The organism is Streptomyces durhamensis (genome assembly GCF_000725475.1).
Classification (GTDB): domain Bacteria; phylum Actinomycetota; class Actinomycetes; order Streptomycetales; family Streptomycetaceae; genus Streptomyces; species Streptomyces filipinensis.
Map to the genome: position 1 here is coordinate 70,206 of NZ_JNXR01000023.1, position 23,952 is coordinate 94,157.

The 23,952-nt window shown below is 71.9% G+C and carries 24 protein-coding genes, 1 pseudogene and 1 riboswitch; of the genes and pseudogenes, 11 read left to right on the forward strand and 14 right to left on the reverse strand.

What is annotated here, in order from left to right; translation table 11 throughout:
• Window positions 1–34: 34 nt before the first annotated feature.
• Both nagA and IO33_RS0130605 read right to left on the reverse strand, forming a co-directional pair.
• A complete protein-coding gene (gene nagA / locus IO33_RS0130600; RefSeq protein WP_031170919.1) occupies window positions 35–1,177 on the reverse strand; it encodes an N-acetylglucosamine-6-phosphate deacetylase in 1,143 nt (380 codons plus the stop codon).
• Window positions 1,177–2,148 carry an ROK family protein gene (locus tag IO33_RS0130605; RefSeq protein WP_031170921.1) on the reverse strand — a complete coding sequence of 324 codons (972 nt, stop codon included), beginning with the start codon at window positions 2,146–2,148 and terminating at the stop codon, window positions 1,177–1,179. Before IO33_RS0130605 ends, nagA begins: the two co-directional genes overlap by 1 nt.
• Before the next feature lie 160 nt (window positions 2,149–2,308).
• On the opposite strand from IO33_RS0130605, the gene IO33_RS0130610 reads away from it, so the two are divergent.
• From IO33_RS0130610 to otsB, 3 genes are all read left to right on the forward strand, one after another.
• Window positions 2,309–3,544, forward strand: a complete 1,236-nt coding sequence (locus IO33_RS0130610) for an extracellular solute-binding protein (protein ID WP_031170923.1) — start codon at window positions 2,309–2,311, stop codon at window positions 3,542–3,544.
• Between the two features lie 35 nt (window positions 3,545–3,579).
• Complete coding sequence (locus IO33_RS0130615; RefSeq protein ID WP_031170925.1) at window positions 3,580–3,804, forward strand: DUF3263 domain-containing protein; 225 nt, start codon at window positions 3,580–3,582, stop codon at window positions 3,802–3,804.
• Between the two features lie 203 nt (window positions 3,805–4,007).
• Window positions 4,008–4,841, forward strand: a complete 834-nt coding sequence (otsB, locus tag IO33_RS0130620; protein ID WP_031170926.1) for a trehalose-phosphatase — start codon at window positions 4,008–4,010, stop codon at window positions 4,839–4,841.
• Here otsB and IO33_RS0130625 read toward each other — a convergent pair.
• The gene (locus IO33_RS0130625; RefSeq protein WP_209438940.1) at window positions 4,829–6,313 is read right to left on the reverse strand and encodes an alpha,alpha-trehalose-phosphate synthase (UDP-forming); all 1,485 of its coding nucleotides are present in this window, start codon (window positions 6,311–6,313) and stop codon (window positions 4,829–4,831) included. The genes otsB and IO33_RS0130625 overlap by 13 nt on opposite strands.
• Before the next feature lie 105 nt (window positions 6,314–6,418).
• Window positions 6,419–7,363, reverse strand: a complete 945-nt coding sequence (locus IO33_RS0130630; protein WP_031170930.1) for a glucosyl-3-phosphoglycerate synthase — start codon at window positions 7,361–7,363, stop codon at window positions 6,419–6,421.
• Window positions 7,364–7,534: 171 nt separating this feature from the next.
• Window positions 7,535–7,677: riboswitch (SAM riboswitch) on the forward strand.
• Window positions 7,678–7,694: 17 nt separating this feature from the next.
• Here IO33_RS0130630 and thrC point away from each other — a divergent pair.
• The 4 genes from thrC (at window position 7,695) to groL (ending at window position 11,794) form a co-directional block, all read left to right on the forward strand.
• On the forward strand, window positions 7,695–8,978 hold the full coding sequence (gene thrC / locus IO33_RS0130635; protein WP_031170932.1) for a threonine synthase: 1,284 nt from the start codon (window positions 7,695–7,697) through the stop codon (window positions 8,976–8,978).
• A complete protein-coding gene (locus IO33_RS0130640) occupies window positions 8,975–9,250 on the forward strand; it encodes a MoaD/ThiS family protein (RefSeq protein ID WP_031170934.1) in 276 nt (91 codons plus the stop codon). Before thrC ends, IO33_RS0130640 begins: the two co-directional genes overlap by 4 nt.
• Before the next feature lie 431 nt (window positions 9,251–9,681).
• Window positions 9,682–9,885 carry a cold-shock protein gene (locus IO33_RS0130645; protein WP_004929928.1) on the forward strand — a complete coding sequence of 68 codons (204 nt, stop codon included), beginning with the start codon at window positions 9,682–9,684 and terminating at the stop codon, window positions 9,883–9,885.
• Between the two features lie 286 nt (window positions 9,886–10,171).
• Entirely contained in the window at window positions 10,172–11,794 is a 1,623-nt protein-coding gene (gene groL, locus IO33_RS0130650) for a chaperonin GroEL (RefSeq protein ID WP_031170937.1), read from the forward strand.
• 38 nt (window positions 11,795–11,832) lie between these two features.
• Here groL and IO33_RS0130655 read toward each other — a convergent pair whose 3' ends face one another.
• The 6 genes and pseudogenes from IO33_RS0130655 to IO33_RS0130675 all read right to left on the reverse strand — a co-directional run bounded on the left by IO33_RS0130655 (window position 11,833) and on the right by IO33_RS0130675 (window position 15,999).
• On the reverse strand, window positions 11,833–13,188 hold the full coding sequence (locus tag IO33_RS0130655) for an MFS transporter (protein WP_063765829.1): 1,356 nt from the start codon (window positions 13,186–13,188) through the stop codon (window positions 11,833–11,835).
• A gap of 86 nt (window positions 13,189–13,274) precedes the next feature.
• Window positions 13,275–13,532: a Uma2 family endonuclease gene (locus IO33_RS53835; protein WP_342448346.1), complete on the reverse strand. Its 258-nt coding sequence runs from the start codon at window positions 13,530–13,532 to the stop codon at window positions 13,275–13,277.
• Between the two features lie 167 nt (window positions 13,533–13,699).
• Window positions 13,700–13,918, reverse strand: a pseudogene (locus IO33_RS53840) (Uma2 family endonuclease); the annotation flags it as partial.
• Window positions 13,915–14,736, reverse strand: coding sequence for a hypothetical protein (locus IO33_RS0130665; RefSeq protein ID WP_031170941.1), 822 nt, complete (start codon window positions 14,734–14,736; stop codon window positions 13,915–13,917). The gene IO33_RS0130665 and the pseudogene IO33_RS53840, both read right to left, overlap by 4 nt.
• A 245-nt stretch (window positions 14,737–14,981) precedes the next feature.
• A complete protein-coding gene (locus IO33_RS0130670; RefSeq protein WP_031170943.1) occupies window positions 14,982–15,176 on the reverse strand; it encodes a DUF397 domain-containing protein in 195 nt (64 codons plus the stop codon).
• Window positions 15,160–15,999 carry a helix-turn-helix domain-containing protein gene (locus tag IO33_RS0130675; protein WP_031170945.1) on the reverse strand — a complete coding sequence of 280 codons (840 nt, stop codon included), beginning with the start codon at window positions 15,997–15,999 and terminating at the stop codon, window positions 15,160–15,162. Before IO33_RS0130675 ends, IO33_RS0130670 begins: the two co-directional genes overlap by 17 nt.
• A gap of 115 nt (window positions 16,000–16,114) precedes the next feature.
• On the opposite strand from IO33_RS0130675, the gene IO33_RS0130680 reads away from it, so the two are divergent.
• The 3 genes from IO33_RS0130680 to IO33_RS0130690 all read left to right on the forward strand — a co-directional run bounded on the left by IO33_RS0130680 (window position 16,115) and on the right by IO33_RS0130690 (window position 19,232).
• Complete coding sequence (locus IO33_RS0130680; protein WP_051927071.1) at window positions 16,115–16,360, forward strand: hypothetical protein; 246 nt, start codon at window positions 16,115–16,117, stop codon at window positions 16,358–16,360.
• A 115-nt stretch (window positions 16,361–16,475) separates the two neighbouring features.
• The gene (locus IO33_RS0130685) at window positions 16,476–17,600 is read left to right on the forward strand and encodes an NADH:flavin oxidoreductase (RefSeq protein WP_031170949.1); all 1,125 of its coding nucleotides are present in this window, start codon (window positions 16,476–16,478) and stop codon (window positions 17,598–17,600) included.
• Window positions 17,601–17,669: 69 nt separating this feature from the next.
• Window positions 17,670–19,232 carry a carboxylesterase/lipase family protein gene (locus tag IO33_RS0130690; RefSeq protein ID WP_078963968.1) on the forward strand — a complete coding sequence of 521 codons (1,563 nt, stop codon included), beginning with the start codon at window positions 17,670–17,672 and terminating at the stop codon, window positions 19,230–19,232.
• A 6-nt stretch (window positions 19,233–19,238) separates the two neighbouring features.
• On the opposite strand, the gene IO33_RS0130695 is transcribed toward IO33_RS0130690, so the two are convergent.
• Window positions 19,239–19,808 (reverse strand): hypothetical protein, encoded by a 570-nt coding sequence (locus tag IO33_RS0130695; protein ID WP_031170953.1) that lies wholly within the window; start codon window positions 19,806–19,808, stop codon window positions 19,239–19,241.
• 80 nt (window positions 19,809–19,888) lie between these two features.
• Here IO33_RS0130695 and IO33_RS0130700 point away from each other — a divergent pair, with 80 nt between their 5' ends.
• Window positions 19,889–20,557 carry a class I SAM-dependent methyltransferase gene (locus IO33_RS0130700; protein WP_031170954.1) on the forward strand — a complete coding sequence of 223 codons (669 nt, stop codon included), beginning with the start codon at window positions 19,889–19,891 and terminating at the stop codon, window positions 20,555–20,557.
• 10 nt (window positions 20,558–20,567) lie between these two features.
• Here the strand turns inward: IO33_RS0130700 and IO33_RS0130705 are convergent, their stop codons facing one another.
• From IO33_RS0130705 to IO33_RS0130715, 3 genes are read right to left on the reverse strand one after another with little or no spacing between them, the layout of a single operon-like run.
• On the reverse strand, window positions 20,568–22,040 hold the full coding sequence (locus IO33_RS0130705) for a PTS transporter subunit EIIC (protein ID WP_051927076.1): 1,473 nt from the start codon (window positions 22,038–22,040) through the stop codon (window positions 20,568–20,570).
• 16 nt (window positions 22,041–22,056) lie between these two features.
• Window positions 22,057–22,980, reverse strand: coding sequence for an N-acetylmuramic acid 6-phosphate etherase (murQ, locus tag IO33_RS0130710; protein WP_031170957.1), 924 nt, complete (start codon window positions 22,978–22,980; stop codon window positions 22,057–22,059).
• 43 nt (window positions 22,981–23,023) lie between these two features.
• Window positions 23,024–23,929, reverse strand: coding sequence for a MurR/RpiR family transcriptional regulator (locus IO33_RS0130715; RefSeq protein WP_031170959.1), 906 nt, complete (start codon window positions 23,927–23,929; stop codon window positions 23,024–23,026).
• Window positions 23,930–23,952 lie beyond the last annotated feature (23 nt).

Below are 23,952 nucleotides of genomic sequence, written 5' to 3' on the forward strand. Positions count from 1 at the left end.
GAGTCGGCCGCCGTCGAGGGAAAAGACGGGCAGATCAGGCCAGTTGGGGCGGGATCACCCACGCGCCCTGCCGCATCACGCCCTTGAGGGCGAAGTCCGCGTCCAGCAGCAGCAGGTCGGCGTCCTTGCCGGGCTCCAGGGAGCCGACGCGGTCGAAGAGGCCCAGGAGGCGGGCCGGGTTCGCGGACAGGGCCGTCACCGCGTCCTCGACCGACAGCTTGTCGACGGTCACCGCCCGCTGGAACGCCCGGTCCTGGGTGAGCGTCGAGCCCGCGATGGAGCCGCCCTCCACCAGCCGCGCCACCCCCTCGCTGACCTCGACCTCCAACGGGCCGAGCAGGTAGCGGCCGTCGCCGGAGCCGGCCGCGTCCATCGCGTCCGTGATGAACGCGACGCGGGAGGCGCCCGCGCGGTGGAAGGCCAGCTCCAGGGCGGCGGGGTGGAGGTGCACGCCGTCGTTGATCAGCTCGACCGTGACCCGCTCGTCCTCCAGCAGGGCGGCGACCGGGCCGGGCGCGCGATGGCCCAGCGGGGGCATCGCGTTGAAGAGGTGGGTGGCGACCGTGGCGCCCGCGTCGACGGCCTCGACCGTCTGCTCGTACGTCGCGTCCGTGTGGCCGATCGCCGCGATCACCCCGTGCTCGGCGAGCAGCCGCACGGAGTCGATGCCGCCCGGCAGTTCGGCGGCGAGGGTCACCATCTTCGCCCTGCCGCGCGCCGCGTCGATCAGCTTGCGCACCTCGGCCGGGTCCGGGTCGCGCAGCAGCTCCTCGGAGTGCGCGCCCTTGCGGCACGGCGAGATGAACGGCCCCTCGAAGTGGATACCGGCGATCTCCCCCTGCTCGGCCAGCTCGCTCAGCAGCCCGGCCTGCCGCACCAGCAGGTCCATCTCGTCGGTGACGGTCGAGGCGACGAGGGTGGTGGTGCCGTGCAGGCGGTGCGTGCGGATCGCGGTGAGGATCTGCTCGGGGGTGCCGGAGAAGGAGGCTCCGCCGCCGCCGTGGTTGTGGATGTCGACGAAGCCTGGGACCAGCCAGTGGCCGCTCACGTCGACGACCTTGGCGCTCTCGGCGGCCGCGGCCACGATCCTCGTACCCTCGACGGACACGCGGCCGTCGTCCACCACTCCGCCGGGCAGCACCACCCGAGCACCTGTGAGAACCAAGCTGGGAGCCATCAGGCGGTTACCTCCGGGGGGTCGGTGGGGTCGAGGTCGGTGGAGCCGGGTGCGGTGCGGTCGAGCAGGTCGCGGGCCAGCAGTCCCGCACCCAGGCAACCCGCTGTGTCGCCCAGGGCCGCGGGCACGATCGCCGGGAGCTTCTGGAAGGTGACCCGCCGCCGGACGGCGTCCCGCAGCGGCTGGAACAACACTTCCCCCGCCTCGGCGAGACCGCCACCGATGATCAGGGTGCGCGGGTCCAGCAGGGTGAGCGCGGTGACCAGCCCGTCGGCGAGCGCGTCCACGGCCTGCTGCCAGACCCGGACGGCGTCCGGGTCGCCGGACGCGACGGCCTTGGCACAGTCGGCGGCGTCCGCGTCCGGGTCCCCGCAGGCCGCCGCCCAGGCCTCGCTGACGGCGGACGCGGAGGCGTACCGCTCCAGGCAGCCGTGCTGCCCGCAGGGGCAGGGGATGCCGGACGGCCGTACGACGATGTGGCCGATCTCGCCGGCGAAACCGTGCGCGCCCGCCTCCACCCGCCCGTCGATGCCGATGGCGCCCGCGATCCCGGTGCCGAGCGGCACGAACAGGAACCGGTCGGCACCCTTGCCCGCGCCGATCCGGCCCTCGGCGAGGCCGCCGGTGCGCACGTCGTGGCCGAGGGCGACGGGGATGCCGAGCCGCTGGGTGAGCAGCGCGCGCAGCGGTACGTCCCGCCAGCCCAGGTTGGCCGCGTATGCGGCGACGCCCCGCTCCTCGTCGACGATGCCGGGGACCGCGATGCCGGCGGCGACGGCCGGTGCGCCGTGGTGCGCGGCGCCGTGGGCGTGCAGCTCGGCGGCGAAGTCGAGGATCGTCCTGACCACCGCGTCCGGTCCGCGCTCGCGTCCGGTGGCGCGGCGGGCGAGGTGCAGCAGCTCGCCGTCGTCGCCGACGAGGGCGGCCTTCATCCCGGTACCGCCCACGTCCAGGGCGATGACATGTCTCACCACGGACCCTAGTGTGAACCTCGCACCCGCAAGAGGTCTAGTCCACTCGCGTGGTGTAGACCTTATGTGTCCATTTCTTGAACGGTCAGACAGCAGGGTTGGGGCTTTGACGGTGCGTCGGCGTACGGTAGGAACGATCGCGGCGGTGTCCGCCCTGGTCATGACTTCACTTCTCAGCGGCTGCGGGAGCACGGGCTCCTCCGACGTCACCCTGAAACTGGTCGCCGCCGACTACGGCGACTCCGCCGCGAACAGCTCCAAGAAGTACTGGGACGCCCTGGTCAAGGCGTATGAGTCCAAGCACCCCGGCGTGAAGATCGACGTCAGCGTCTACTCCTGGAACGACGTCGACCGCAAGGTCAAGGACATGGTCGCGGCCGGGAACGCCCCCGACATGGCGCAGATCGGCTCCTACGCCGACTACGCGGCCGCCGGCAAGCTCTACCCGGCCTCCGAGCTGCTCTCCATCCGCACCCAGGCGGACTTCCTCTCCCAGCTCTCCGAGGCCGGCCAGTGGAACCACACGCAGTACGGCATCCCCTTCGCCGCCTCCACGCGCGTGCTCTTCTACAACAAGACCCTCTTCACCAAGGCCGGCATCACCCCGCCCACCACCTGGGACGAACTGGCCGCGGACGCCACGACACTCAAGGACAAGGGCGTGAAGTACCCCTTCGCGCTGCCGCTCGGCCCCGAGGAGGCCCAAGCCGAGACCATGCAGTGGCTGCTCAGCGGGGCGAGCGGCGGCACCGGTTACACCGACGACATCGGCACCTACACCATCGACTCCGCGCCGAACGTCGAAACCCTCACCTGGCTCAGGGACGACCTGGTCGGCAAGGGCCTGACCGGCCCGGTCGCGCCCGCCAAGCTCAACCGAGCGGACGCCTTCGCGGCCTTCGCCGACGGCCAGGTCGGCATGCTCAACGGGCACCCCACGCTGATCCAGCAGGCCGAGAAGAAGGGCGTGAAGTTCGGCATGGTGCCGATGCCGGGCCGCACCGGCAAGGCCAGGGCCTCCATGGGCGTCGCCGACTGGATGATGGCCTTCAAGCAGAACGGGCACGCCGAGCAGACCGGCGACTTCCTGAACTTCGTCTACAGCGAGAAGAACGTCCTGGACTTCTCCCGCACCTACGGCCTGCTCCCGGTCACCGGCTCGGCGTCCAACACCATGGGCGAGTCGGGCTCCGCGGCCGACAAGGCCCTGCGCCCCTTCCTCGACCAGCTGCCCACCTCCGAGCTGTACCCCGTCGGCAAGACCTCCTGGGCGACGGTCAGCGCGGCCGTGAAGCAGGACATCGGCCAGGCCGTCGCCCCCGGCGGCAGCCCCTCCGGCGTGCTGTCCCGGCTCCAGGCGACGGCGACCGCGGCCGACAGCGGCGACGCGGGCTGAGCCGGTTGTCGGTGCCCGGCGCTACGGTGGCGGGCATGGAACTCGGCCACCGCGAACAAGCCGTCCTCGCGCTGGAGCGCCGCGGCTTCCCCGGCCCCGGCGCGAAGGAGCGGGCGATACGCGAGGAACTGGGCCTGTCCCCGGTCCGCTACTACCAGCTGCTGAACGCCCTGCTGGACGACGAGCGGGCCCTGGCGCTGGACCCGGTGACGGTGAACCGCCTGCGCCGGGTGAGGGAGGCGCACCGCGCGGAGCGCTGAGCGGCGTCACGGCGGCCGGGGTGGGGTCGCTTGCCGGCGCCGGCAGAGTGCCGCTGCGCCCACCCGTGCCGCCCCAGCGGCACGACTGCCCGCAGCTGCGTGGGTGCCCTTTGAACCGGCCGAGTCGGGTGGTGGGTGGGCGAGGCGGGGTCTGGGGCGGAGCCCCAGGAGTGAGGCCGGCCCGCGCTGGATACTGTCGCTGTATGGACCCTCTGCCGACCCCGCAGACCCAGCCCGGCCGGGACGGCCTCGCCGCGTTCCTGGCGAAGCCGGCCGCAGCGATCGTCGGCCTCGACTTCGACGGCACCCTGGCCCCCATCGTCGCCGACCCCGAACAGGCCCGCGCCCACCCCGAGGCCGTACCGGCCCTCGCCGAGCTCGCCCCGAAGGTCGCCTCCGTCGCCGTGATCACCGGCCGCCCGGCCGGCGTCGCGGTCCGCCACGGCGGCTTCGCCGGCGTCCCCGGCCTGGAGCACCTGACCGTCCTCGGCCACTACGGCGCCGAACGCTGGGACGCGGTCACCGGCACCGTCACCGCCCCGGCCCCGCACCCCGGCGTCGCGGCGGTCCGCGCCGAGCTGCCGGGCGTGCTGGACCGCGCCGGAGCCTGGCACGGCACATGGATCGAGGAGAAGGGCCGGGCGGTCGCCGTCCACACCCGCCGCGCCGACGATCCACAGGCCGCGTTCGACGCCCTGCGCGGCCCCCTCACCGACCTCGCCACCCGCCACGGCCTGATCGTCGAGCCCGGCCGGATGGTCCTGGAACTGCGCCCGCCGGGCATGGACAAGGGCGTGGCCCTCGGCGAGTACGTCCGCAAGACCGGCGCCGAGTCGGTCCTCTACGCCGGCGACGACCTCGGCGACCTGCCCGCCTTCGCCGCCGTGGACGAACTCCGCTCCGACGGCGTCCCCGGCCTCCTCGTCTGCAGCGGCAGCACGGAGGTCACGGAACTGGCGGAACGGGCGGACCTGGTCGTGGACGGCCCCGCCGGTGTCGTGCGGCTGTTGCGGGCGCTGGCGGCTCAGCTGGACTGAAGCTCCTCCAGGGCCCGCAGCTGATCCAGGAACCACTGGGCGGGCGGCAGCGCGGTGGCCGCGGCGGCCAGCCGTTTCGACCGCTGCGCCCGCTCGCTGTCCGGCAGGGACAGCGCCTCGTGCAGGGCCCGGGCGGTCTGCAGCACGTCGTAGGGGTTCACCGCCAGCGCGTCGGCGCGCAGCTCCTCGTACGCCCCGGCCTCCCGGGACAGCACCAGCGCGCAGCCCTGGTCGGAGACGAGCGGGATCTCCTTGGCGACCAGGTTCATACCGTCCCTGATGGGGTTGACCAGGGCCACGTCGGCGAGCCGGTAGGCGGCCAGGGAGCGTGCGAAGTCGTCCTTGACGTGCAGCACGACCGGGGTCCACCCCGGTGTGCCGTAGGCCGAGTTGATCTCCTCGGCCACCCGCTGGACCGCGGCGGTGTAGTCGCGGTACACGGCGAGGTCCTGCCGTGAGGGGTAGGCGAAGGCGATGTGCACCACCCGCTCGCGCCACTCGGGACGGTCCTCCAGCAGCTGCCGGTAGGCCAGCAGGCCGCGCACGATGTTCTTGGACAGCTCGGTCCGGTCGACCCGCACGATCGTCCTGCGGCCCGCACCGATCTCCGCCCGCAGGGCCGCCATCCGCTCCGCGACGTCGGGCTCGCGCGAGCGGGCCCGCAGGAAGTCGCCGTCCGCACCGAGAGAGTGCACGCCGACGTGGGTGCGCCGCCGCCCCTCGCCCAGGTGCTCGATGTGCGGGGAGGCGCCGCTGGGCCGTCCCACCAGGTAGCGCTCGGCGCCCAGGTCCTCGGCGCACCGCATGAAGGCCGTCGCCCAGCGCCAGGTCAGGAACGCCACCCGGTCCGCCCCGAGCATGCCCGCCAGCAGCTGCTCGCGGATGTCGTCCGGAAGCAGCGCGAAGTACTCCGGCGGCGCCCAGGGCGTGTGCGAGAAGTGGCCGATCCGCAGGTCGGGACGGAGTTCACGGAGCATCGCGGGCACCAGGCACAGGTGGTAGTCCTGCACCAGCACCGCCGCCCCCGCGGCCGCCTCCTGGGCCAGCCCCTCGGCGAACGCCCGGTTGTAGGCCTCGTACGACGCCCACTGCCGCCGGAACTCCGCGTCGAAGACCGGCTCCAGCGGGGTCTGGTACAGCATGTGGTGGACGAACCAGAGCACCGAGTTGGCGATGCCGTTGTAGGCGTCCGCGTGCACGGCCGCGTCGATGTCGAGCATCCGCACCCGCTGTCCGCCGGTGTCCCCGGCCGGCAGCAGCCCGCCCTGCGCACGCCGGACGGCCGCGCGGTCGCCGTCGCCGAGGGCCGCGCACACCCACACCGAGTCCGCGTCCGACCCGATGGCCGACAGCCCCGAGACCAGCCCGCCGCCGCCCCGCCTGGCGTGCAGCGAACCGTGCTCGTCCACCGTGTACGACACCGGGCCGCGATTGGACGCGACCAGCACCTCAGCACCCTGCGTGGCAGCCATGGTCCTCAACCTAGCCCGGCCCGGAAACGCTCAAACGTACGGCTACGCCCCGTGACGCGGACGTATACGAACTCCGGCCACCGCGGACGCGGACGGCACCCGGCCTCAGGCCACCTTGCGCTCGGCGTACTCCGCGATCTCCAGCATCGGCGGCCGTTCCTCGGTGTCCACCGAGTAGGTGCGCGGTTCGAAGCCGTCCTCGCCCCGTTCGAACTGGGTCAGCGACGGCCGGATCAGATGGCCCCGGGCCAGCCGGAGCTGGGCGGTGCGGTAGATCGCCGCCGCCATCCGGCCCAGCGCCTGCCCGTCCTGGTGCCGGTGCTTGCGGACCCCGACGTCGACCTGGGCCAGCGCGTCCAGCCCCGCCAGGTGCAGCGCGTCCACCAGCATGCCCAGCTCCACGCCGTACCCCACCGGGAACGGCAGCTGCTCCAGCAGCGAGCGCCGGGCCGCGTACTCGCCGCCGAGCGGCTGCACGAACCCGGCCAGCTGCGGCCAGTGCATGTTCAGCAGCGGCCGGGCCATCAGCTCGGTGACCCGGCCGCCCTGCCCGGCCGTCCCGGCGAGCGGGCGGTCGTACATCGCCTTGACCAGGTCCACGTCCGGCTCGGTGAGCAGCGGGCCGACGATCCCGGAGACGAAGTCGGCGGAGAACTCCCGCAGGTCGGCGTCGATGAAACAGAGGATGTCCCCGCCGGTCACCAGCAGGGAGCGCCACAGCACTTCACCCTTTCCGGGGACGGTGGGGATGCGGGGCAGGATCTCGTCGCGGTGAACGACCCGCGCACCCGCGGCGGCGGCGACCTCGGAGGTGCGGTCGGTGGAGCCGGAGTCGACGACGACGATCTCGTCGACGAGCGGCACCCGCTCCATGAGGTCGTGACGGATGACCGCGACGATGTCGCCGACCGTCTCCTCCTCGTCGAGCGCGGGCAGCACGACGCTGATCGTCTGGCCCGTGCGCTGTTTGGCGGACAGGATCCGGTGGAGAGGGCGATCGGTCACGGACCAGGAGCGGGTGGCCAGCCAGCGCTCGACTTCTTCCAGCACGGTCTGCGACTCCTCACTGTTCGTGACCACACGGGTGAGCCGTGTGATCCATCTCGCGGTTCGGACGACTATCTCAACTGTCCCGGCCTTCGGTTACAGTCTTGAACAACGCCGATGACCATCGCATGTCGGGGGTCGTTCCGCGTTCAACCGAGTTCAACAACTGCATACCGCTCATCCAGAGGGGCAGAGGGACACGGCCCGATGAAGCCCCGGCAACCCTCCAGTCGGTCACTCGTTCTCCAGCGAGGCTCCCGGCTAGGGAAGGTGCCAAATCCGTCTCACGGCGAGATGCGTCGTGAGGAAGATGAGGAGAAAGGGCCTCGCCTCCATGGCTGTGCAGACAGTTGCAAGCACCTCCACCTCCCCCGTCGACCTTGGCCCCGCCGCGGCCCTGAGCTGTCGCGAGTGCGGTCACCGCGTCCCGCTCGGCCCCGTGTTCGCCTGCGAGGAGTGTTTCGGCCCGCTGGAGATCGCCTACGACTTCTCCGGCTACGACACCGAAGAGCTGCGCCGCCGCATCGAGGCCGGCCCCGCGAACATCTGGCGGTACGCGCCGCTGCTGCCCGTCCCCGCCGACGTGGCCGGCAAGCCGAACCTGAACCCGGGCTGGACCAAGCTCGTCCAAGCCGACAACCTCGCCCGCGAACTCGGCGTCACCGGCGGCCTGTTCGTGAAGGACGACTCCGGCAACCCGACGCACTCCTTCAAGGACCGCGTCGTCGCGCAGGCCCTGGAGGCCGCCCGCGCCTTCGGCTTCACCACCCTCTCCTGCTCCTCCACGGGCAACCTGGCCGGTGCCGTCGGCGCCGCCGCAGCCCGGGCCGGCTTCCGCTCCTGCGTGTTCATCCCGCACGACCTGGAGCAGGGCAAGGTCGTCATGGCCGCGGTCTACGGCGGCGAGCTCGTCGGCATCGAGGGCAACTACGACGACGTGAACCGTTTCTGCTCCGAGCTGATCGGCGACCCGGCCGGCGAGGGCTGGGGCTTCGTCAACGTCAACCTGCGGCCGTACTACGCGGAGGGCTCCAAGACCCTCGCCTACGAGATCTGCGAGCAGCTCGGCTGGCGGCTGCCCGACCAGATCGTCGTCCCGATCGCCTCCGGCTCCCAGCTCACGAAGATCGACAAGGGTCTGCAGGAGCTGGTCAAGCTGGGCCTGGTGGAGGACCGGCCGTACAAGATCTTCGGCGCGCAGGCCGAGGGCTGCTCCCCGGTGTCCACCGCCTTCAAGGCCGGCCACGACGTCGTCCGGCCGCAGAAGCCGAACACCATCGCCAAGTCCCTCGCCATCGGCAACCCGGCCGACGGCCCCTACGTCCTGGACATCGCGCGCCGCACCGGCGGTGCGGTGGAGGACGTGACGGACGCGGAGGTCGTCGACGCCATCAAGCTGCTGGCCCGCACCGAGGGCATCTTCGCCGAGACGGCGGGCGGGGTGACCGTAGGCGTCACCCGCAAGCTGCTCAAGGACGGCGTCCTGGACCCGACGAAGACCACGGTCGTCCTCAACACCGGCGACGGCCTGAAGACCCTGGACGCGGTCGCCGGCACCGGCCTGACCGCCACCATCCGCCCGACCCTGGACTCCTTCCGAGAGGCTGGCCTCGCATGAGCGTGACCGTTCGCATCCCCACCATCCTGCGCACCTACACCGGCGGTCAGGCCGAGGTGCCCGCCGAGGGCGGGACCCTCGCCGAGGTCATCGAGGACCTGGAGAAGAACCACACGGGGATCGCCGCCCGCGTCCTGGACGACCAGGGCAAGCTGCGCCGGTTCGTCAACGTCTACGTCAACGACGACGACGTCCGCTTCGAGCAGGGCCTGGACACCGCCACCCCGGACGGCGCCGGTGTCTCCATCATTCCGGCCGTCGCCGGCGGTTGATCGTTACCTTGGGTAACATCGGTTACCCATTGTTCATGGAATTGCCTCCTCCGTAAGAGAAGCGGAGGGGGCAATTCTGCGTGATTGAGCGCGGTACAGTTGGGGAACCTGACCACGATCTCCGGGTCGTAAGCCCCGGATCGCACGCCGCGCACCCCGCAAGAAACAGCCAAAATGCGGGGGTTTTATGCGGCTTTTGTAACGTTTGTGGGGCCCGAGTTGCCCCGAAGTCGGGTGAATTCTCACCACATTCCGGACCGTTCCCGTCCAGAATTCTCGTCCGATTGACCTGTTGCAGACGGCAGTTGGACAGATACATTCAGCCGCGGTCGACGCGTTCCGGCGCACGCCCCCGACCAATGGGGGGTGAGGTCTGACCCGGGTCCGCGAAGTGCGGATCTGTGCAAGGGCCAGTAATAGGGGAGTTAGGCATGGCTCAGGGCACCGTCAAGTGGTTCAACGCGGAGAAGGGGTACGGCTTCATCGCGGTCGACGGTGGTGCGGACGTCTTCGTCCACTACAGCGCCATTCAGATGGACGGCTACCGCACCCTGGAAGAGGGCCAGCGGGTGGAGTTCGAGATCTCGCAGGGCCAGAAGGGCCCGCAGGCCGACATGGTCCGCCTCAGCGCCTGAACGTTTCTCGCACGAAGGGCCCGCACCTCGCACAGGGTGCGGGCCCTTCGCCGTGTCCGGGCTGCCCCCGTTCGCCCCGGGCTGATCCGGCTGAGCCGCTTGCACTCGACCATGCCGAGTGCTAATCATTGCGTTAGCACTCTGAAGGTGAGAGTGACAAAGAAGGACCGGGTCGGTGAGGCCCGCAGGCCATGTGGGGCAAGGAACCACGGGTCGGCGAGCCGTCCGTCGCGGGCGCGGGCGCGGTCCGAAGGAATCACCCCCAGTCCTGGAGGGACCACTTCACATGGCCAAGATCATCGCGTTCGACGAGGAGGCGCGGCGCGGCCTCGAGCGCGGCATGAACCAGCTCGCGGACGCCGTGAAGGTGACGCTCGGCCCCAAGGGCCGCAACGTCGTCCTCGAGAAGAAGTGGGGCGCCCCCACGATCACCAACGATGGTGTCTCCATCGCCAAGGAGATCGAGCTCGAGGACCCGTACGAGAAGATCGGCGCCGAGCTGGTCAAGGAAGTCGCCAAGAAGACGGACGACGTCGCCGGTGACGGTACGACCACCGCGACCGTGCTCGCCCAGGCCCTGGTCAAGGAAGGCCTGCGCAACGTCGCCGCCGGCGCCAACCCGATGGCCCTGAAGCGCGGTATCGAGAAGGCCGTCGAGGCCGTCTCCGCCGCCCTGCTGGAGCAGGCGAAGGACGTCGAGACCAAGGAGCAGATCGCCTCCACCGCGTCCATCTCCGCCGCCGACACCCAGATCGGCGAGCTCATCGCCGAGGCCATGGACAAGGTCGGCAAGGAAGGCGTCATCACCGTCGAGGAGAGCAACACCTTCGGTCTGGAGCTTGAGCTCACCGAGGGCATGCGCTTCGACAAGGGCTACATCTCCGCCTACTTCGCGACCGACATGGAGCGCATGGAGGCGTCGCTCGAGGACCCCTACATCCTCATCGCGAACTCCAAGATCGGCTCCGTCAAGGACCTGCTCCCGCTCCTGGAGAAGGTCATGCAGTCGGGCAAGCCGCTGCTGATCATCGCCGAGGACGTCGAGGGCGAGGCCCTGTCGACCCTGGTCGTCAACAAGATCCGCGGCACCTTCAAGTCCGTCGCCGTCAAGGCCCCGGGCTTCGGTGACCGCCGCAAGGCCATGCTCGGTGACATCGCCATCCTCACGGGCGGCGAGGTCATCTCCGAGGAGGTCGGCCTCAAGCTGGAGAACGCGACCCTGGACCTCCTGGGCCGCGCCCGCAAGGTCGTCATCACCAAGGACGAGACCACCATCGTCGACGGTGCCGGCTCCTCCGAGCAGGTCAACGGCCGGGTGAACCAGATCCGCGCCGAGATCGAGAACAGCGACTCGGACTACGACCGCGAGAAGCTGCAGGAGCGCCTGGCGAAGCTCGCCGGCGGTGTCGCGGTCATCAAGGCCGGTGCCGCCACCGAGGTGGAGCTCAAGGAGCGCAAGCACCGCATCGAGGACGCCGTCCGCAACGCGAAGGCGGCCGTCGAGGAGGGCATCGTCGCCGGTGGTGGCGTGGCCCTGCTGCAGGCCTCCCAGGTCTTCGAGAAGCTGGAGCTCGAGGGTGACGAGGCGACCGGCGCCAACGCCGTGCGCATCGCCCTGGAGGCCCCGCTGAAGCAGATCGCCGTCAACGCCGGCCTCGAAGGCGGTGTCGTGGTGGAGAAGGTGCGCAACCTGACCCCGGGCCACGGCCTGAACGCCGCGACCGGCGAGTACGTCGACCTGGTCGCCGAGGGCATCATCGACCCGGCGAAGGTGACCCGTTCCGCGCTGCAGAACGCCGCCTCCATCGCCGCGCTGTTCCTCACCACCGAGGCCGTCATCGCCGACAAGCCGGAGAAGGCCGCCGCGCCGGCCGGCGGCGGCATGCCGGGCGGTGACATGGACTTCTGATCCACCTCGGGGCCCCGGCCCCTGGTTGATCAACGTCCTTACCGAGGGCGGCACTCCCTGTCAGTGGCGGGGAGTGCCGCCCTCGGGCGTGTCCGGGAGCCGGCGCCGGGCGCGGCGAGGGCCGTCAGCCGCCGCAGCGCGGCCTGCCGTTGCACCACGCCGAGCCCGGTGACGGCCGCCCCGAGCGCCAGCCAGCCCGCCGGGCCGGCCGTCATCACCGCGCCGGTCAGCAGCAGGGGCCCCACCGCCTTCTGCACCGACTGCGCCATCCCGGCCACGCCCAGATAGGAAGCCCGGGCGCGCGGCGGCGCCAGGACGACCGCCAGCTCCCAGGAGCTCACCGAGCGCAGCAGTTCGGCCAGGGTGGCCAGCAGCGCGGCCGCGAGCATGGCGAGGGAGGCCGACCAGGCCCCACCGCCGGTGGCGGTCGCCAGCACGAGGCAGCAGGCGAACAGCGTCACGCCGTACCAGCCCACGGCCGCGGCCGCCCGGCGCGGGCCTTCGGCCCATGCCGAGACGCGGAGCTGCAGGAGCACCACCAGCACGGTGTTGACCACCAGGAAGGCGGGGACGACGGCGTGCGGCGCGCTGGTGCGGTGCACCAGCCACAGCGGCAGTCCGACGCCGATGACGGAGTCGTCCAGGTTCATCGGGATGTCGAGCAGGACGAAGAGCAGGTAGCCGGGGTCCCGCCAGGGGCTGCGGGCGGGGGTCGGGTCGGGGGCGGGGGTGCTGCCGTCCTTGCCGTCGCCGTGCGCCACGACCAGGCCGTGGCCCGCCGGCTCCCGGGTCCGCCGGACCAGCCCGGCGGCCACGAGGTAGGAGAGCGCGTTGGCCAGGATCAGCGCGCGATAGGCGTTCGGGGTGCCCACGGCGAGGCCGAGCGCGGCGATGCCCGCGCCGACGGCGTAACCGGCGTTGGCCACGCTACGGAACAGCGCCTGGTAGGTGCCTCGCCGTTCACCGGCGACCCGGGTGGCGAAGAGCATCTCCAGGGTCTTGGCCGCGCGCTCCGCGAGGCTGGTGAGGGCGACCACGGGCAGCAGGGCGGCGAGGTCGTGGGCGACCAGCAGCAGGCCCATCGTCCCCAGCCGCAGCAGATGACAGCCGATCAGCAGCCCTCGCACGGGGAGCCGTTCGGCGGCGCGCCCGGCAAGGGGTGACCCGGCGATCCCGGCGATCGCGCCGACCCCGAGCAGCAGCCCGAGCCGGCGCGCGTCCAGCCCGCTCACGAAGGTGAAATAGAGGACGGAAGCCGCGGCCCACACACCGGTCCCGGTCCGGTCCACGCACTGCGCGAGCAGCATGATCCGCGCGTCCCGCCCGCCCGGTGGCCGCCGCAGCTGCGCTATCAGCCCGTCCCTGCCGCCCTTGCCGTCCCCGGCCCGTCGCATGGCCAGCCCCCGTTTCCCGCCGTCCAAGTAATCTCGATGTCAAGATACTCGATGTCGACAGACCGAACGAGGGGGAGCGGGAAGGGTCAGTCGGCGTAGTCCTTCAGCTCGGTGGTGTCGAGGGTGATACCGACGGGAGCGGGGATGTCCACTGCGGAACCCCAAGGACGAGAGACGATCTGCTGGTAGCGGCCGTCCTTGGGCTCGCTGAACACGGTGAGCGTGTTGTGGTCGCGGTCGATGAGGAGGTGGACGGGAATGTCGGCGCCGGCGTAACCGATCGGTTTGTCGATGCGGTCGTGCTGGTTGGTGTCCTGGTCGCGGACGGTGATCTCCAGGACCATGAGGATGCCGTCGGGGTCGGACCATTCGCCGTGCCCCTTGAAGTGACCGCGCCGCGCGTAGGCCCCGCCGTACGGGCTCGTCCATTGCGGTCGGTCTGTGTCTTGACGCCGGAGAAGGGGTAGAGGCCGTGGCCGGGGCGTTGGAGTAGGAGCAGGCGCGTCAGCCACGTGTGAATGCAGGAGTGGTTGCCGTCCTGAGGGGCTTTCACCTCTAGCTTTCCGTTCAGGTACTCAAGCCGGACGGTCTCCGGCGCCCGGCGCTCCAGCTCCTCGAAGTCCTCAACGCTGAGCGGTTCCTTGGTGCGGATGCGGCCGTTGACGAATTCGAGGCAAACGGCATCAGGAGCCGCTTTGGCCAGCTCCTCGAAGTCCTCGATGGGCATCATCTCGGTGTCCTCTCTCGTCGTCGCAGGGACATCGCGGCCCGGATCTCGCCCGCGCGGGCATGGACCGTGGGGGCGGGCAGGGGCGTAGGCGGGTGTGCGGGGGCGCGTTCGCCCCGGCAGCCGCCGCACACGCCCCCGGGCAGTGCTTCCGGCCGCCCCGGCACCCCGCACTCCGCGCACTCCAGTACTCGCCGAGGCGGGCGGGGGAGCGGTTCCGGTGGGAGCTTGTCGATGAGGCGGCGGCGGACCAGCGCTGCCGGGTGGTGGACCGGCGTCGGCAGGCCCTCGGTCAGGGCGCGGAGCACGGCCTCGTCGGTGGCCCCCCGCGCGAACCACTCGGTCAGCAGCGGGGCGAGCGCGGCGCAGTCGGCGGCGGAGAGGGACAGGACGGGGGCGGTACGGCCGAGGGCGGCGAGGAGGATGTGCGCGCGGGAGCGGGTGGGGCCGGGTCGTTCGGGCGGGTGCGGCTCCTCCGGTACGTCGCCGCGCGTGAACGCCGCCCACCAGGCGTCGTCGCGTGCGGTACGGGACCACCACGATCGGGTGATCCAGCGCGAGCCCCCGTCTTCCGTCTCCAGCCGCTCCCTTCCTCGCCGCAAGTGCCCCGCCGCCTGGATGCGGTTGAGGGCTGTCCGGAGGGCGCACTGGCCGTAGGGGAGCTGCTTGGCCAGCGTCTTCACCGAGATGTCGGCGCCTTCGGGGAGGCGGTCGAGGTAGTCGGCGATGGCTGCTTCGCGGGGCGCGAGGTGCGCGAAGGCGTGGTTGGTGCGGGGGCGTTGGCCCGGTGCGGTGCGTTTGCCGTAGCCCGGGTTGGCCATCGGGTGAGGGGACGCGTGCGCGGGCAGGAGGGCAGGACTAAACTTGGCATCAGCCACGGGATCGTTGCTCCGATCTCGGCGGTCAAGCCCCCGCAGGTGTTGGTAGCACCTGACGGGGGCTGTTCGTTATGCGGTGACGCTAGAGGATCGTCACCGTGCGTCGCAAGTCGGATGCGTCAAGTCAACTCGCCGGGTGGGAGGGTGGGTTGAGACCCTACCCATTCCCTGCAAAGAGGGCTCGGGGCTCAAGGCTTGAGGTTCGCGACGAACGCCGACCAGGCCTCCGGCCGGAACACGAGCTTCGGGCCTTGGGGGGTCTTGGAGTCGCGGACGGGGACGAGGGCGGGGAAGTCGTGGGTGACTTCCAGGCAGTCGTTGCCGCCTTGGCTGTAGCTCGACTTGTGCCAGGTGGCCATGCTCAGGTCAGGGATGTTCCTCATGTGCGTAAGCCTGCGCCAACGCCTCGATCAGGGCCAGGGACTTCTCTTGCGAGAGTGCGGAGGCCACGAGGAGGTCGAAGACGAACCTCAGTTGGGTGACGGTGGGCGGGTCGTCCTCCAGACGCCCGTTGCGCACTCCCTCGAAGTAGACCAGCGGAGGGGCGTCCGCGAACTCCATCAGCTTCAGCGCACCCTGCATCGCCGTGTGCGCACCCGCACTGAAGGGCAGCACCTGCACGATGACCCGGCTGCGGCGGGACAGGTCGGCAACGCGGTGCAGAGCTTCCGCCATCACCGCCCGGCCACCGGTCTCCCGGTGCAGCGCCGCCTCGTCAAGCACCATCCACAACAACGGGTTTGTTGGATGATCCAGCAGGCGGATCCGCTCCATCCTCCCCTCCACCCACTCTTCGATGGTCTCCTCCGGCGCCGTCGGGTCGTATGCGCGGTTCACGGCCCGGGCGTACGCGGGTGTCTGCAGCAACCCTGGGATGAGGAGTGGCGTGTACTGCCTGATCGCCGTTGCGTGAGCTTCCGCCTCCGCCGCCACCTCGAAAGACTCCTCGAACTTCGACTTGGCCGCCGCCCCGCAGTTCCGCTGGAAGAAGCCGTTCGTCTCCAGAACCTCATCCAGCATTCGCGCGAACTCCGGCTGCATCCGCCGCGTCCCCGCCTCCAACTGCCCGATGAACGACCCGCTCACGAACAGCCGCTGGCCCAGCTGCTCCTGGCTCAGCCCCTTCCGCTCGCGGGCGTGCCGTAACTCCGCCCCCAGCAAGGCGCGTGGCGATGACGACGGGTCGAGGTCCTTCGGTCCCGGCATGGCAACTCCTCGTCCTACAAACAGTGCTGTTGGGGCGCCGTATCTGGCCAGGCTAGGGCGCCGACGGCCACGCTGTGTGGTGAACGTGAACACTCAGCGTGGAGGAATTGGCGCAATGGAGTTGAAGAAATCGACCTCCAATGAGGGGCCCGCCCGGGCCGCCGAGTACGCCGTCGACACCCGCAGCGGGCGGCTCGGTCAGGTGATGGGGCGCGTGGGCGGTCGCGTACAGCTGCGGCCCGTCGGGGGTGGGCGGGAGTGGGACTGTCCGCCGGAGTCGGTCGAGCCGGCGCCGCCGGGGGAGGTGCTGCGGGAGCGGGTGCGGCGGTTGAACCGGGACAGTGTGAGCGGTGTCACGTAAGGGCTGCGGCCGGGCCGGAATGTGGGGCGGCGCATAGGCGATTACTTAAGAGGCTGCAACAATGCGTACTCACATACCGACCGGTTAACCCCGCCCTTCACGAGGAGCCCCTCACGTGACCGTCACGACGCCCGCCTCCCGCGCGGCCCAGATACTGTCCCGCCCGATCGCGCTCAACGGTCTCACGGTTCCGAACCGGATCGTGATGGCGCCGATGACCCGTATGTTCTCGCCGGGCGGCGTTCCCGGCGAGGACGTGCGCTCCTACTACTCCCGCCGTGCCGCCGCCGGGGTCGGGCTCATCGTCACCGAGGGGACGTACGTCGGCCACGAGTCGGCCGGGCAGAGCGACCGCGTGCCGCGGTTCCACGGCGAGGAGCAGCTCGCGGGCTGGGCGAAGGTCGCCGAGGACGTACACGCGGCGGGCGGCACGATCGTGCCGCAGCTGTGGCACATCGGCATGGTCCGCAACCAGGGCGACGCCCCCTTCCCGGACGCCCCGGCCGTCGGCCCCTCCGGCCTGGTCACCGCGGGTGCCGAGCCCACGGGCAAGGCGATGACCCAGAAGGACCTGGACGACGTGATCGGCGCGTTCGCCCGGGCCGCCGCCGACGCCGAGCGCATCGGCTTCGACGGCGTGGAGATCCACGGCGCCCACGGCTACCTCCTCGACCAGTTCCTGTGGGAGGGCACCAACCGGCGCATGGACGCCTACGGCGGCGACCCGGTGGCCCGCGCGAGGTTCTCCGCGGAGGTCGTGGCGGCGGTCCGCGAGGCCGTGTCCCCCGAGTTCCCGGTCATCTTCCGCTACTCGCAGTGGAAGCAGCAGGACTACACCGCCCGGCTCGCCGAGACCGCCGAGGAGCTGGAGGCCATCCTGACCCCGCTCGCCGCGGCCGGCGTCGACGTCTTCCACGCCTCCACCCGCCGCTACTGGCTGCCGGAGTTCGACGGCTCGGACCTGAACCTGGCGGGCTGGACGAAGAAGCTCACCGGCAAGCAGGTCATCAGCGTGGGGTCGGTCGGCCTCGACGGTGACTTCATCAACGCCTTCCAGGGCCAGGGCTCCGAGGTCAAGGGCATCGACAACCTCCTGGACCGCATGGAGGCCGACGAGTTCGACATGGTCGCCGTGGGCCGCGCGCTGCTCCAGGACCCGGAGTGGGCGGCCAAGGTGCTCTCCGACCGCTTCGACGAGCTGAAGTCGTACGACGCCGCCTCGCTGAAGACGCTCAGCTAAGTCCCGCCCCTGGCCGGGCACTTGTGACCGCTGTCGTACGTTTGCCCTGATGACCAGTGAGGAGCGAGCATGACGACGAGCGAGTCCCAGGCCCAGGAGAGTGGCGCCCCGGACACCGACGGCCCCGTGGTGCGCACCGCCCATGGCGCGGTGCGCGGCCTGCGGGAGCAGGGCCTGTCGGTGTTCCGGGGCATCCCCTTCGCCGCTCCGCCCGTCGGCGCGGCCCGCTTCCAGGCCCCCCGCCCGCCCCGTCCCTGGGACGGCACCCGGGAGGCGTACGCGTTCGGCCCCCCGCCCCCGCAGGAGGCCGGCATCCTGGGCCGCGCGGCCCAGCCGCCCGCCCCGCGGGACGACAACTGGCTCACGGTCAACGTCTGGACCCCCGACCCGGACCCGTCCGCCGCCCGCCCGGTGATGGTGTGGATCTACGGCGGCGCGTTCAAACTGGGCCACGGCGGCCAGCCCGGCTACGACGCGCGGCACATCGCCCGCGAAGGCGACGCCGTGGTCGTCACCTTCAACTACCGCGTCGGCATGGAGGGTTTCGCCCTCTGGGACGGCGCACCCGCCAACCGCGGCCTGCTGGACCAGGTGGCGGCCCTGGAATGGGTCCGCGAGAACATCGCCGCGTTCGGCGGCGACCCCGCCGAGGTCACGGTCTTCGGCGAGTCGGCGGGCGCGGGTTCGATCGCCTCGCTGCTGGCGATGCCCAGGGCCCGCGGACTGTTCCGCCGGGCGGTGGCCCAGAGCGTGCCCGGCACGTTCTTCTCCGCCGATCTGGCCCGTGACCTGGCGGCGGCCCTGGCGGCCGAAGCGGGCCGCGAGCCCACGGCGGCCGACCTGGCGGAGGTCGACCCGCGGCGGCTGACCGAAGCGGGCGCGGCGCTGGGCACCAAGATGGCGCGGTTCACCGCCCGATGGGGCCAGGTGGCCCCCACCACCGTCCCGTTCGCCCCGGTCGTCGACGGCGACGTCCTGCCCCGCACCCCCTGGCAGGCCCTCGCCTCCGGCGCGGCCCGTGACATCGACCTCGTCGTCGGCCACAACCGCGACGAGTACCGCCTGTTCCTGGTCCTGGCCGGCCTGCGCGGCAAGGTCACCGACGAGCTGGCGCGAGCGACCCTGCGGCTGTACGCACCGGGCGGCGAGACGGGCGAGAAGGCCTACCGGTCGGCCTTCCCCGACGACAACGCGGAGCAGCTCTTCGCACGCGTGCAGACCGACTGGCTGTTCGCGCTGCCCAGCCTGCGCCTCGCGGAGGCCCAGCACACGGGCGGCGGCCGCGTCCATGTCTACGAACTGACCTGGCCCGCCCCGGGCGGCGACGGCCTGCTGGGCGCCTGCCACGCCCTGGACATCCCGCTGCTCTTCGGCACGTACGGCGCGGACCTGGGCGCCCTGCTCTTCCCCGGCGGCAGACCCACACCGGAGGCGGAGCGCCTGTCGTCCTTCATGCGCCGCGCCTGGACGACGTTCGCACGGACGGGAGACCCGGGCTGGCCGTCCTACGACCCGGACTCCCGCCTGGTGCAGATCCTGGACACGCAGCCGACGACGGGCCCGTACCCGGAGGAGCGCAGCAGGCTGATCTGGGAGGGGTACGACTTCCTGCCCTCGCCCCTGCTGAGCTGACGGCGGCTACAGATTGCCCATGGGCTCGATGTCGATGTGCACGGGTGTGCCCCACACCCGCAGCACCTCGTAGTCGGTGAACTCGTGCACGAGCCGGTACGCCATCGCGGCCCGTGATCCGCGCCGCTGGGCGGCGAGATACGCCTCGGCCTCGTGCCGGTCCCGGCGGGGCGTCCCGCACAGCTGCCACTCCTGCCCGTTCCACGCCTCCGGCAGCCACCGCTGCTGCGGCTGGGGCCGGTCGGCGCGCACGCCGTACCGGGACGGAGCGGTGGCCACCGGCTGCGCCGGGCCCGGCCGGCCCTGGAACTCCGACCTCCGCGCCGCGCGCCGCCGGGTCTCGCAGAGCAGACACAGATCGGGCGCGCTCTCGTCGACGGGCCCCTGCGGATGCTCGGCGCACCGGGTGGCCGGGGCGCCGGAGGCGACACTCTCGTCCAGCAGATCGAGCGCTCGGCGCAGATCGCTCCTGATCTCGTGCAGCCGGGTGTCCGGGGTGTCGGCGGTCAGCGCCTCTCCGTGCTCCCCGAGCAGCCGGAGGGCCCGTCCGAGGGCGGCGAGCTGGGCGTGGTTCATGGTCCGACGGTAACGCCCGCCGGGCCCCGGGCCCACCGGTCCCGGGTACGGCGCCGGACGGCCCGTGGTGGAATGAGCGAGTGCACGTGCTGCCGAGTCGACTGGTCGACGCCCTCCACCGCTTCAACGCCGCCCATCCCTGGGATCACAACGCCCACTTCCACCCCTGGCTGCTGCGGCAGGTGCCGCGGCGGGTCCGTACCGCCCTGGACGTGGGCTGCGGCAGCGGCGATCTGGTCCGGGTGCTGGCCCGGCGTGCGGAGGCGGTCGTCGGGGTGGACGCCGACGCGGCGATTCTGGACCGGGCGCGGGAGCTGACCGACCCGGCCCTCCCCGTCACCTACACCCTCGCCTCCGCCCCGTACGACCTTCCCCCCGGCCCCTACGACGTCATCACCTGTGTCGCCGTACTCCATCACCTCCCCTTCGCCGAGACCCTCGGCCGCCTCCGGAAGGAACTGGCGCCGGGCGGCACGCTGGTCGTCGTCGGGTGTGCGCGGGACGCGCGGCCCGTCGATCACGCGCGCGGGCTGGTCTCCCTGCCGCTGAACGTGCTGACCGGGTGGCTGAAGAACCACCGGCGGCCGGCCGTCCGCAGACCCGTGTCCATGACCGCGCCCACCCGTGCGGCCGGGATGACCTACGACGAGGTCGGGCGAGAGGCCCGCCGGCTGCTTCCCGGAGCCCGGTTCCGGCGGCGGCTCTTCTGGCGCTACACCCTTGTCTGGCGGGCGCCGGGGCCGAGGTAGCGGGCGGTCGTCACACCGGTGCGGAGGTGCGGCGCCGGCGCGGGAAGCCGAACAGATAGGTCGCCGCGAAGCCGACCAGGTACCCGGTCAGCAGCCCGCCCGCGTAGATCGCCGCCGCGACGGCCGGGCCCCGGTTCCCCGCGAGCAGCGGGAACAGGGCCCAGCCCGACGGGCCGATCGCCGTCGCCCCCACCTGGGTGCCGAGCATCGCGAAGAACCCGACGAACGCGCCGCCCGCCGCCCCGCCCGCGCAGGCCGTCAGGAACGGGCGGCCGAGGGGGAGCGAGACACCGTAGATCAGGGGCTCGCCGACGCCCAGCAGTCCGGCCGGGAGCGCCGAGCGGATCGTCGTACGCAGGGGGACGTCGTGGCGCAGGCGGACGTACACCGCGAGCGCCGCGCCCACCTGCCCCGCGCCCGCCATGGCCAGCAGGGGGAGCAGGACGGTGTAGCCCCGCTGTTCGATGAGGGTGGTGTGGATGGGGATGAGGGCCTGGTGCAGGCCCAGCATGACCAGCGGGAGGAACAGGCCGCCCAGGACCAGTCCGGCGACGGCTCCGGCGGTCGCGAGGAGCCAGTTCGCCGCCGTGCCGATCGCCGAGGCCACCGCACCGGCCGCGTACATCAGGCCGTACAGCGTCACCAGTCCGGGGACGAGCACGGTGACCGTGGGGGTGAGCAGGACGTCCAGGGCTCCGGGCACCCTGCCCCGGCACCATTTCTCCACCCGCGTCGCGAGCCAGGCCGCCGCGAGCGCGCCGAGCACGCCGCCCTGCCCGGGGGCCAGGTGCGTCCCGAACACCGGCACCTTCGCCACGCCCGGATACACGACGACGGCGGCGACCGCGGCGCCGAGCACGGGTGTGCCGCCGAACTCCCTGGCCGTGTTGTGGCCGACGAACACCGCGATCAGCGCCAGGAACGCGGAGGCGATGGCGGACAGGGCGGGGGTCAGTCCTGGCAGCAGGCCGGTGCTGGCCAGCAGACCGCCCAGCCCGGCCAGCACGCCGCAGCCGATCAGGGCGGGGATGAGCGGCACGAAGACGTTCGCGACGCGCCGCAGGGCGCTCTTGAACGGGGTGGCGTCGCGCTGCCGCAGCTCCTGCTTCAACCGGGCGCCGGGTTCTTCCGGACGCCCGTCGGCGGCCCGCGTCCCCTCCGCCCCCTCCGCCCCGTCCTCGGCGTCCCCCTCCTGCGTCGACCGAGCCCCGGCGTCCCCCGGCCGGCCGGCCGTGACCCGTGCCTCCACCTCCGCCGTGACCTCGTCGACCACTCCGGGGCCGAGCACGATCTGCCAGGCGGGGCCGTCGGACACGACCGCGAGCACGCCGGGCAGGGCCCGCAGCCCCGCCTCGTCCGCCGCCGCCGGGTCGGCGAGGGCCAGCCGGAGGCGGGTCATGCAGTGGGCCACGGAGGTGACGTTGGCCGGGCCGCCGACCCGGGTGAGGACGGCGTTCGCGGTGGAGGCGGGGTCGTTGCGCACGCCCCGAGCGTGCGGGTCAGTGGGCCGCGTGCGCCAGCGCGGCACGCAGATGGCCGCCGGACTCCTCCAGAAGGCGGGTGGCCGTCGGGCCGTCGACACCGGCGAGGAGCGCCAGGATCGCGTTCTTCACCTCCCCGCCGGACTCGGTGAGGGCCTTCTCGATCTCCGCGTCCGAAGCTCCGGTGGCCAGGGACACGATCCGGCGGGAGCGGGCCCGGAGCTTGTCGTTCGACGCCCGGACGTCGACCATCAGGTTCCCGTAGGTCTTGCCGAGCCGGATCATCGTGATCGTCGACAGCATGTTCAGGACCAGCTTCTGGGCCGTGCCGGCCTTCAGCCGGGTCGAGCCGGTGACCAGCTCGGGGCCGACCACGACCTCGATGCCGTGCTCGGCCGCCGCCGCCAGCCCGCTCCGCTCGTTGCAGGCCAGCCCGATCGTCAGCGCGCCCAGGGCACGGGCGTGCTCGACCGCACCGATCGCGTACGGGGTGCGGCCGGAGGCGGAGACACCGACGACCGAGTCGTCCTCGGTGAGCTTCAGTGCGTCCAGGTCCCGGCGGGCCAGCTCCTTGGAGTCCTCCGCGCCCTCGACGGACGTGACCATCGCGTCGGGGCCGCCCGCGATCAGGCCGACGACCTGGGCGGGATCGGTGTTGAAGGTGGGCGGGCACTCGGAGGCGTCCAGTACGCCGAGCCGGCCGGCGGTGCCGGCGCCGGCGTAGACCAGGCGCCCGCCCCGGCTCATGCGTTCGGCGACGGCGTCGATCGCCGCGGCGATCTGCGGAAGGCGGGCGGCGACGGCGGCCGGCACGCCCGCGTCCTCGCCGTTCATGAGGCGGGCGATGTCGAGGGTGGGCAGACGGTCGATGTCGGCGAGCTCGGGCCGGAAGGCTTCGGTGGTCAGGGAGGACAACTGACGACGCAGGTCAGCAGAGGTCATGGGGGGTGGCTCTCTCGGGTCGGGTGCCGTTGCGTGCTGGTGATCACCTGGGGTTGGTGCGATGCCGATGAGCCAGCGCCTCGTACGACGCGGCCAGCGCGGGCGCCGCCGTCTCGTAGGTCCGCTGGGCCACTCCCACGAACAGGCAGTCCACCACGAGCAGTTGACTCGTGCGCGAGGACATCGCGGCCGGTCGCAGCTCGCTCTCCCGTGAGGTGGACGTGGTCAGTACGTGGTCGGCGTACTGGGTGACCGGCGAGTCGGGCCGGCCGGTGATGGCCACGGTGGTGGCCCCGTGCTCGAACGCCACCCGCAGCGGCTCGATGACGTCCCCCGTCGAGCCGGAGTGGGTGATCGCTATCGCCACGTCGCCCGAGCGGAGCTGCACCGCGTTGGTCACCGCGAGGTGCGGATCGCTGTGGGCGTGGGCTATGAGCCCTATGCGCAGCAGCTTCTGCGTGAGGTCCTGGGCGACGAGGCCGGACGCCCCGATGCCGTACACGTCGGTGCGCCGTGCGCCGGTCAGCGCGCCGACGGCGGCGTCGAGCTGCGCGGTGTCGAGACCGGCGGCCGTGTCGGCGAGGGTCTGCTGCTCCTCGTAGGCGAGCTTGGCGACGACGTCGGCGATGGGGTCGTCCACCGCGATGTCGGTCGTGATCGCGGGCGCGCGGCCCGACTGCTGCTGTGCGGCGAGCCCGGCGAGGGCGAGGCGCAGGTCGCGGTAGCCGGGGTAGCCGAGCAGCCGGGCGGTGCGCACGACGGTGGCCTCGCTGGTACCGGTGAGTTCGGCGAGACCGGTGACCGTCAGGGCGGCGCAGCCGGCCGGGTCGTTCGCGACGGCCTCCGCCACACGCTGCATGGAGCGGGTCATGGAAGGGGCGAGGGTGCGCACCTTGGCGGCGAGGGAGCCGACCGGACTGCCGAAAATTTCCTTCACGTCCTGGGTCACGGATGAAAGATATTTTCGGTTCG

Coding starts and splice junctions, on each gene's coding strand:
- nagA (WP_031170919.1), bottom strand. CDS start 1,177: ATGGCTCCCAGCTTGGTTCTCACAGGTGCTCGGGTGGTGCTGCCCGGC.
- IO33_RS0130610 (WP_031170923.1), top strand. CDS start 2,309: ATGACTTCACTTCTCAGCGGCTGCGGGAGCACGGGCTCCTCCGACGTC.
- IO33_RS0130615 (WP_031170925.1), top strand. CDS start 3,580: ATGGAACTCGGCCACCGCGAACAAGCCGTCCTCGCGCTGGAGCGCCGC.
- otsB (WP_031170926.1), top strand. CDS start 4,008: ATGGACCCTCTGCCGACCCCGCAGACCCAGCCCGGCCGGGACGGCCTC.
- IO33_RS0130625 (WP_209438940.1), bottom strand. CDS start 6,313: ATGGCTGCCACGCAGGGTGCTGAGGTGCTGGTCGCGTCCAATCGCGGC.
- thrC (WP_031170932.1), top strand. CDS start 7,695: ATGGCTGTGCAGACAGTTGCAAGCACCTCCACCTCCCCCGTCGACCTT.
- IO33_RS0130640 (WP_031170934.1), top strand. CDS start 8,975: ATGAGCGTGACCGTTCGCATCCCCACCATCCTGCGCACCTACACCGGC.
- IO33_RS0130645 (WP_004929928.1), top strand. CDS start 9,682: ATGGCTCAGGGCACCGTCAAGTGGTTCAACGCGGAGAAGGGGTACGGC.
- groL (WP_031170937.1), top strand. CDS start 10,172: ATGGCCAAGATCATCGCGTTCGACGAGGAGGCGCGGCGCGGCCTCGAG.
- IO33_RS0130655 (WP_063765829.1), bottom strand. CDS start 13,188: ATGCGACGGGCCGGGGACGGCAAGGGCGGCAGGGACGGGCTGATAGCG.
- IO33_RS53835 (WP_342448346.1), bottom strand. CDS start 13,532: ATGGTCCTGGAGATCACCGTCCGCGACCAGGACACCAACCAGCACGAC.
- IO33_RS0130665 (WP_031170941.1), bottom strand. CDS start 14,736: ATGGCCAACCCGGGCTACGGCAAACGCACCGCACCGGGCCAACGCCCC.
- IO33_RS0130670 (WP_031170943.1), bottom strand. CDS start 15,176: ATGAGGAACATCCCTGACCTGAGCATGGCCACCTGGCACAAGTCGAGC.
- IO33_RS0130675 (WP_031170945.1), bottom strand. CDS start 15,999: ATGCCGGGACCGAAGGACCTCGACCCGTCGTCATCGCCACGCGCCTTG.
- IO33_RS0130680 (WP_051927071.1), top strand. CDS start 16,115: ATGGAGTTGAAGAAATCGACCTCCAATGAGGGGCCCGCCCGGGCCGCC.
- IO33_RS0130690 (WP_078963968.1), top strand. CDS start 17,670: ATGACGACGAGCGAGTCCCAGGCCCAGGAGAGTGGCGCCCCGGACACC.
- IO33_RS0130695 (WP_031170953.1), bottom strand. CDS start 19,808: ATGAACCACGCCCAGCTCGCCGCCCTCGGACGGGCCCTCCGGCTGCTC.
- murQ (WP_031170957.1), bottom strand. CDS start 22,980: ATGACCTCTGCTGACCTGCGTCGTCAGTTGTCCTCCCTGACCACCGAA.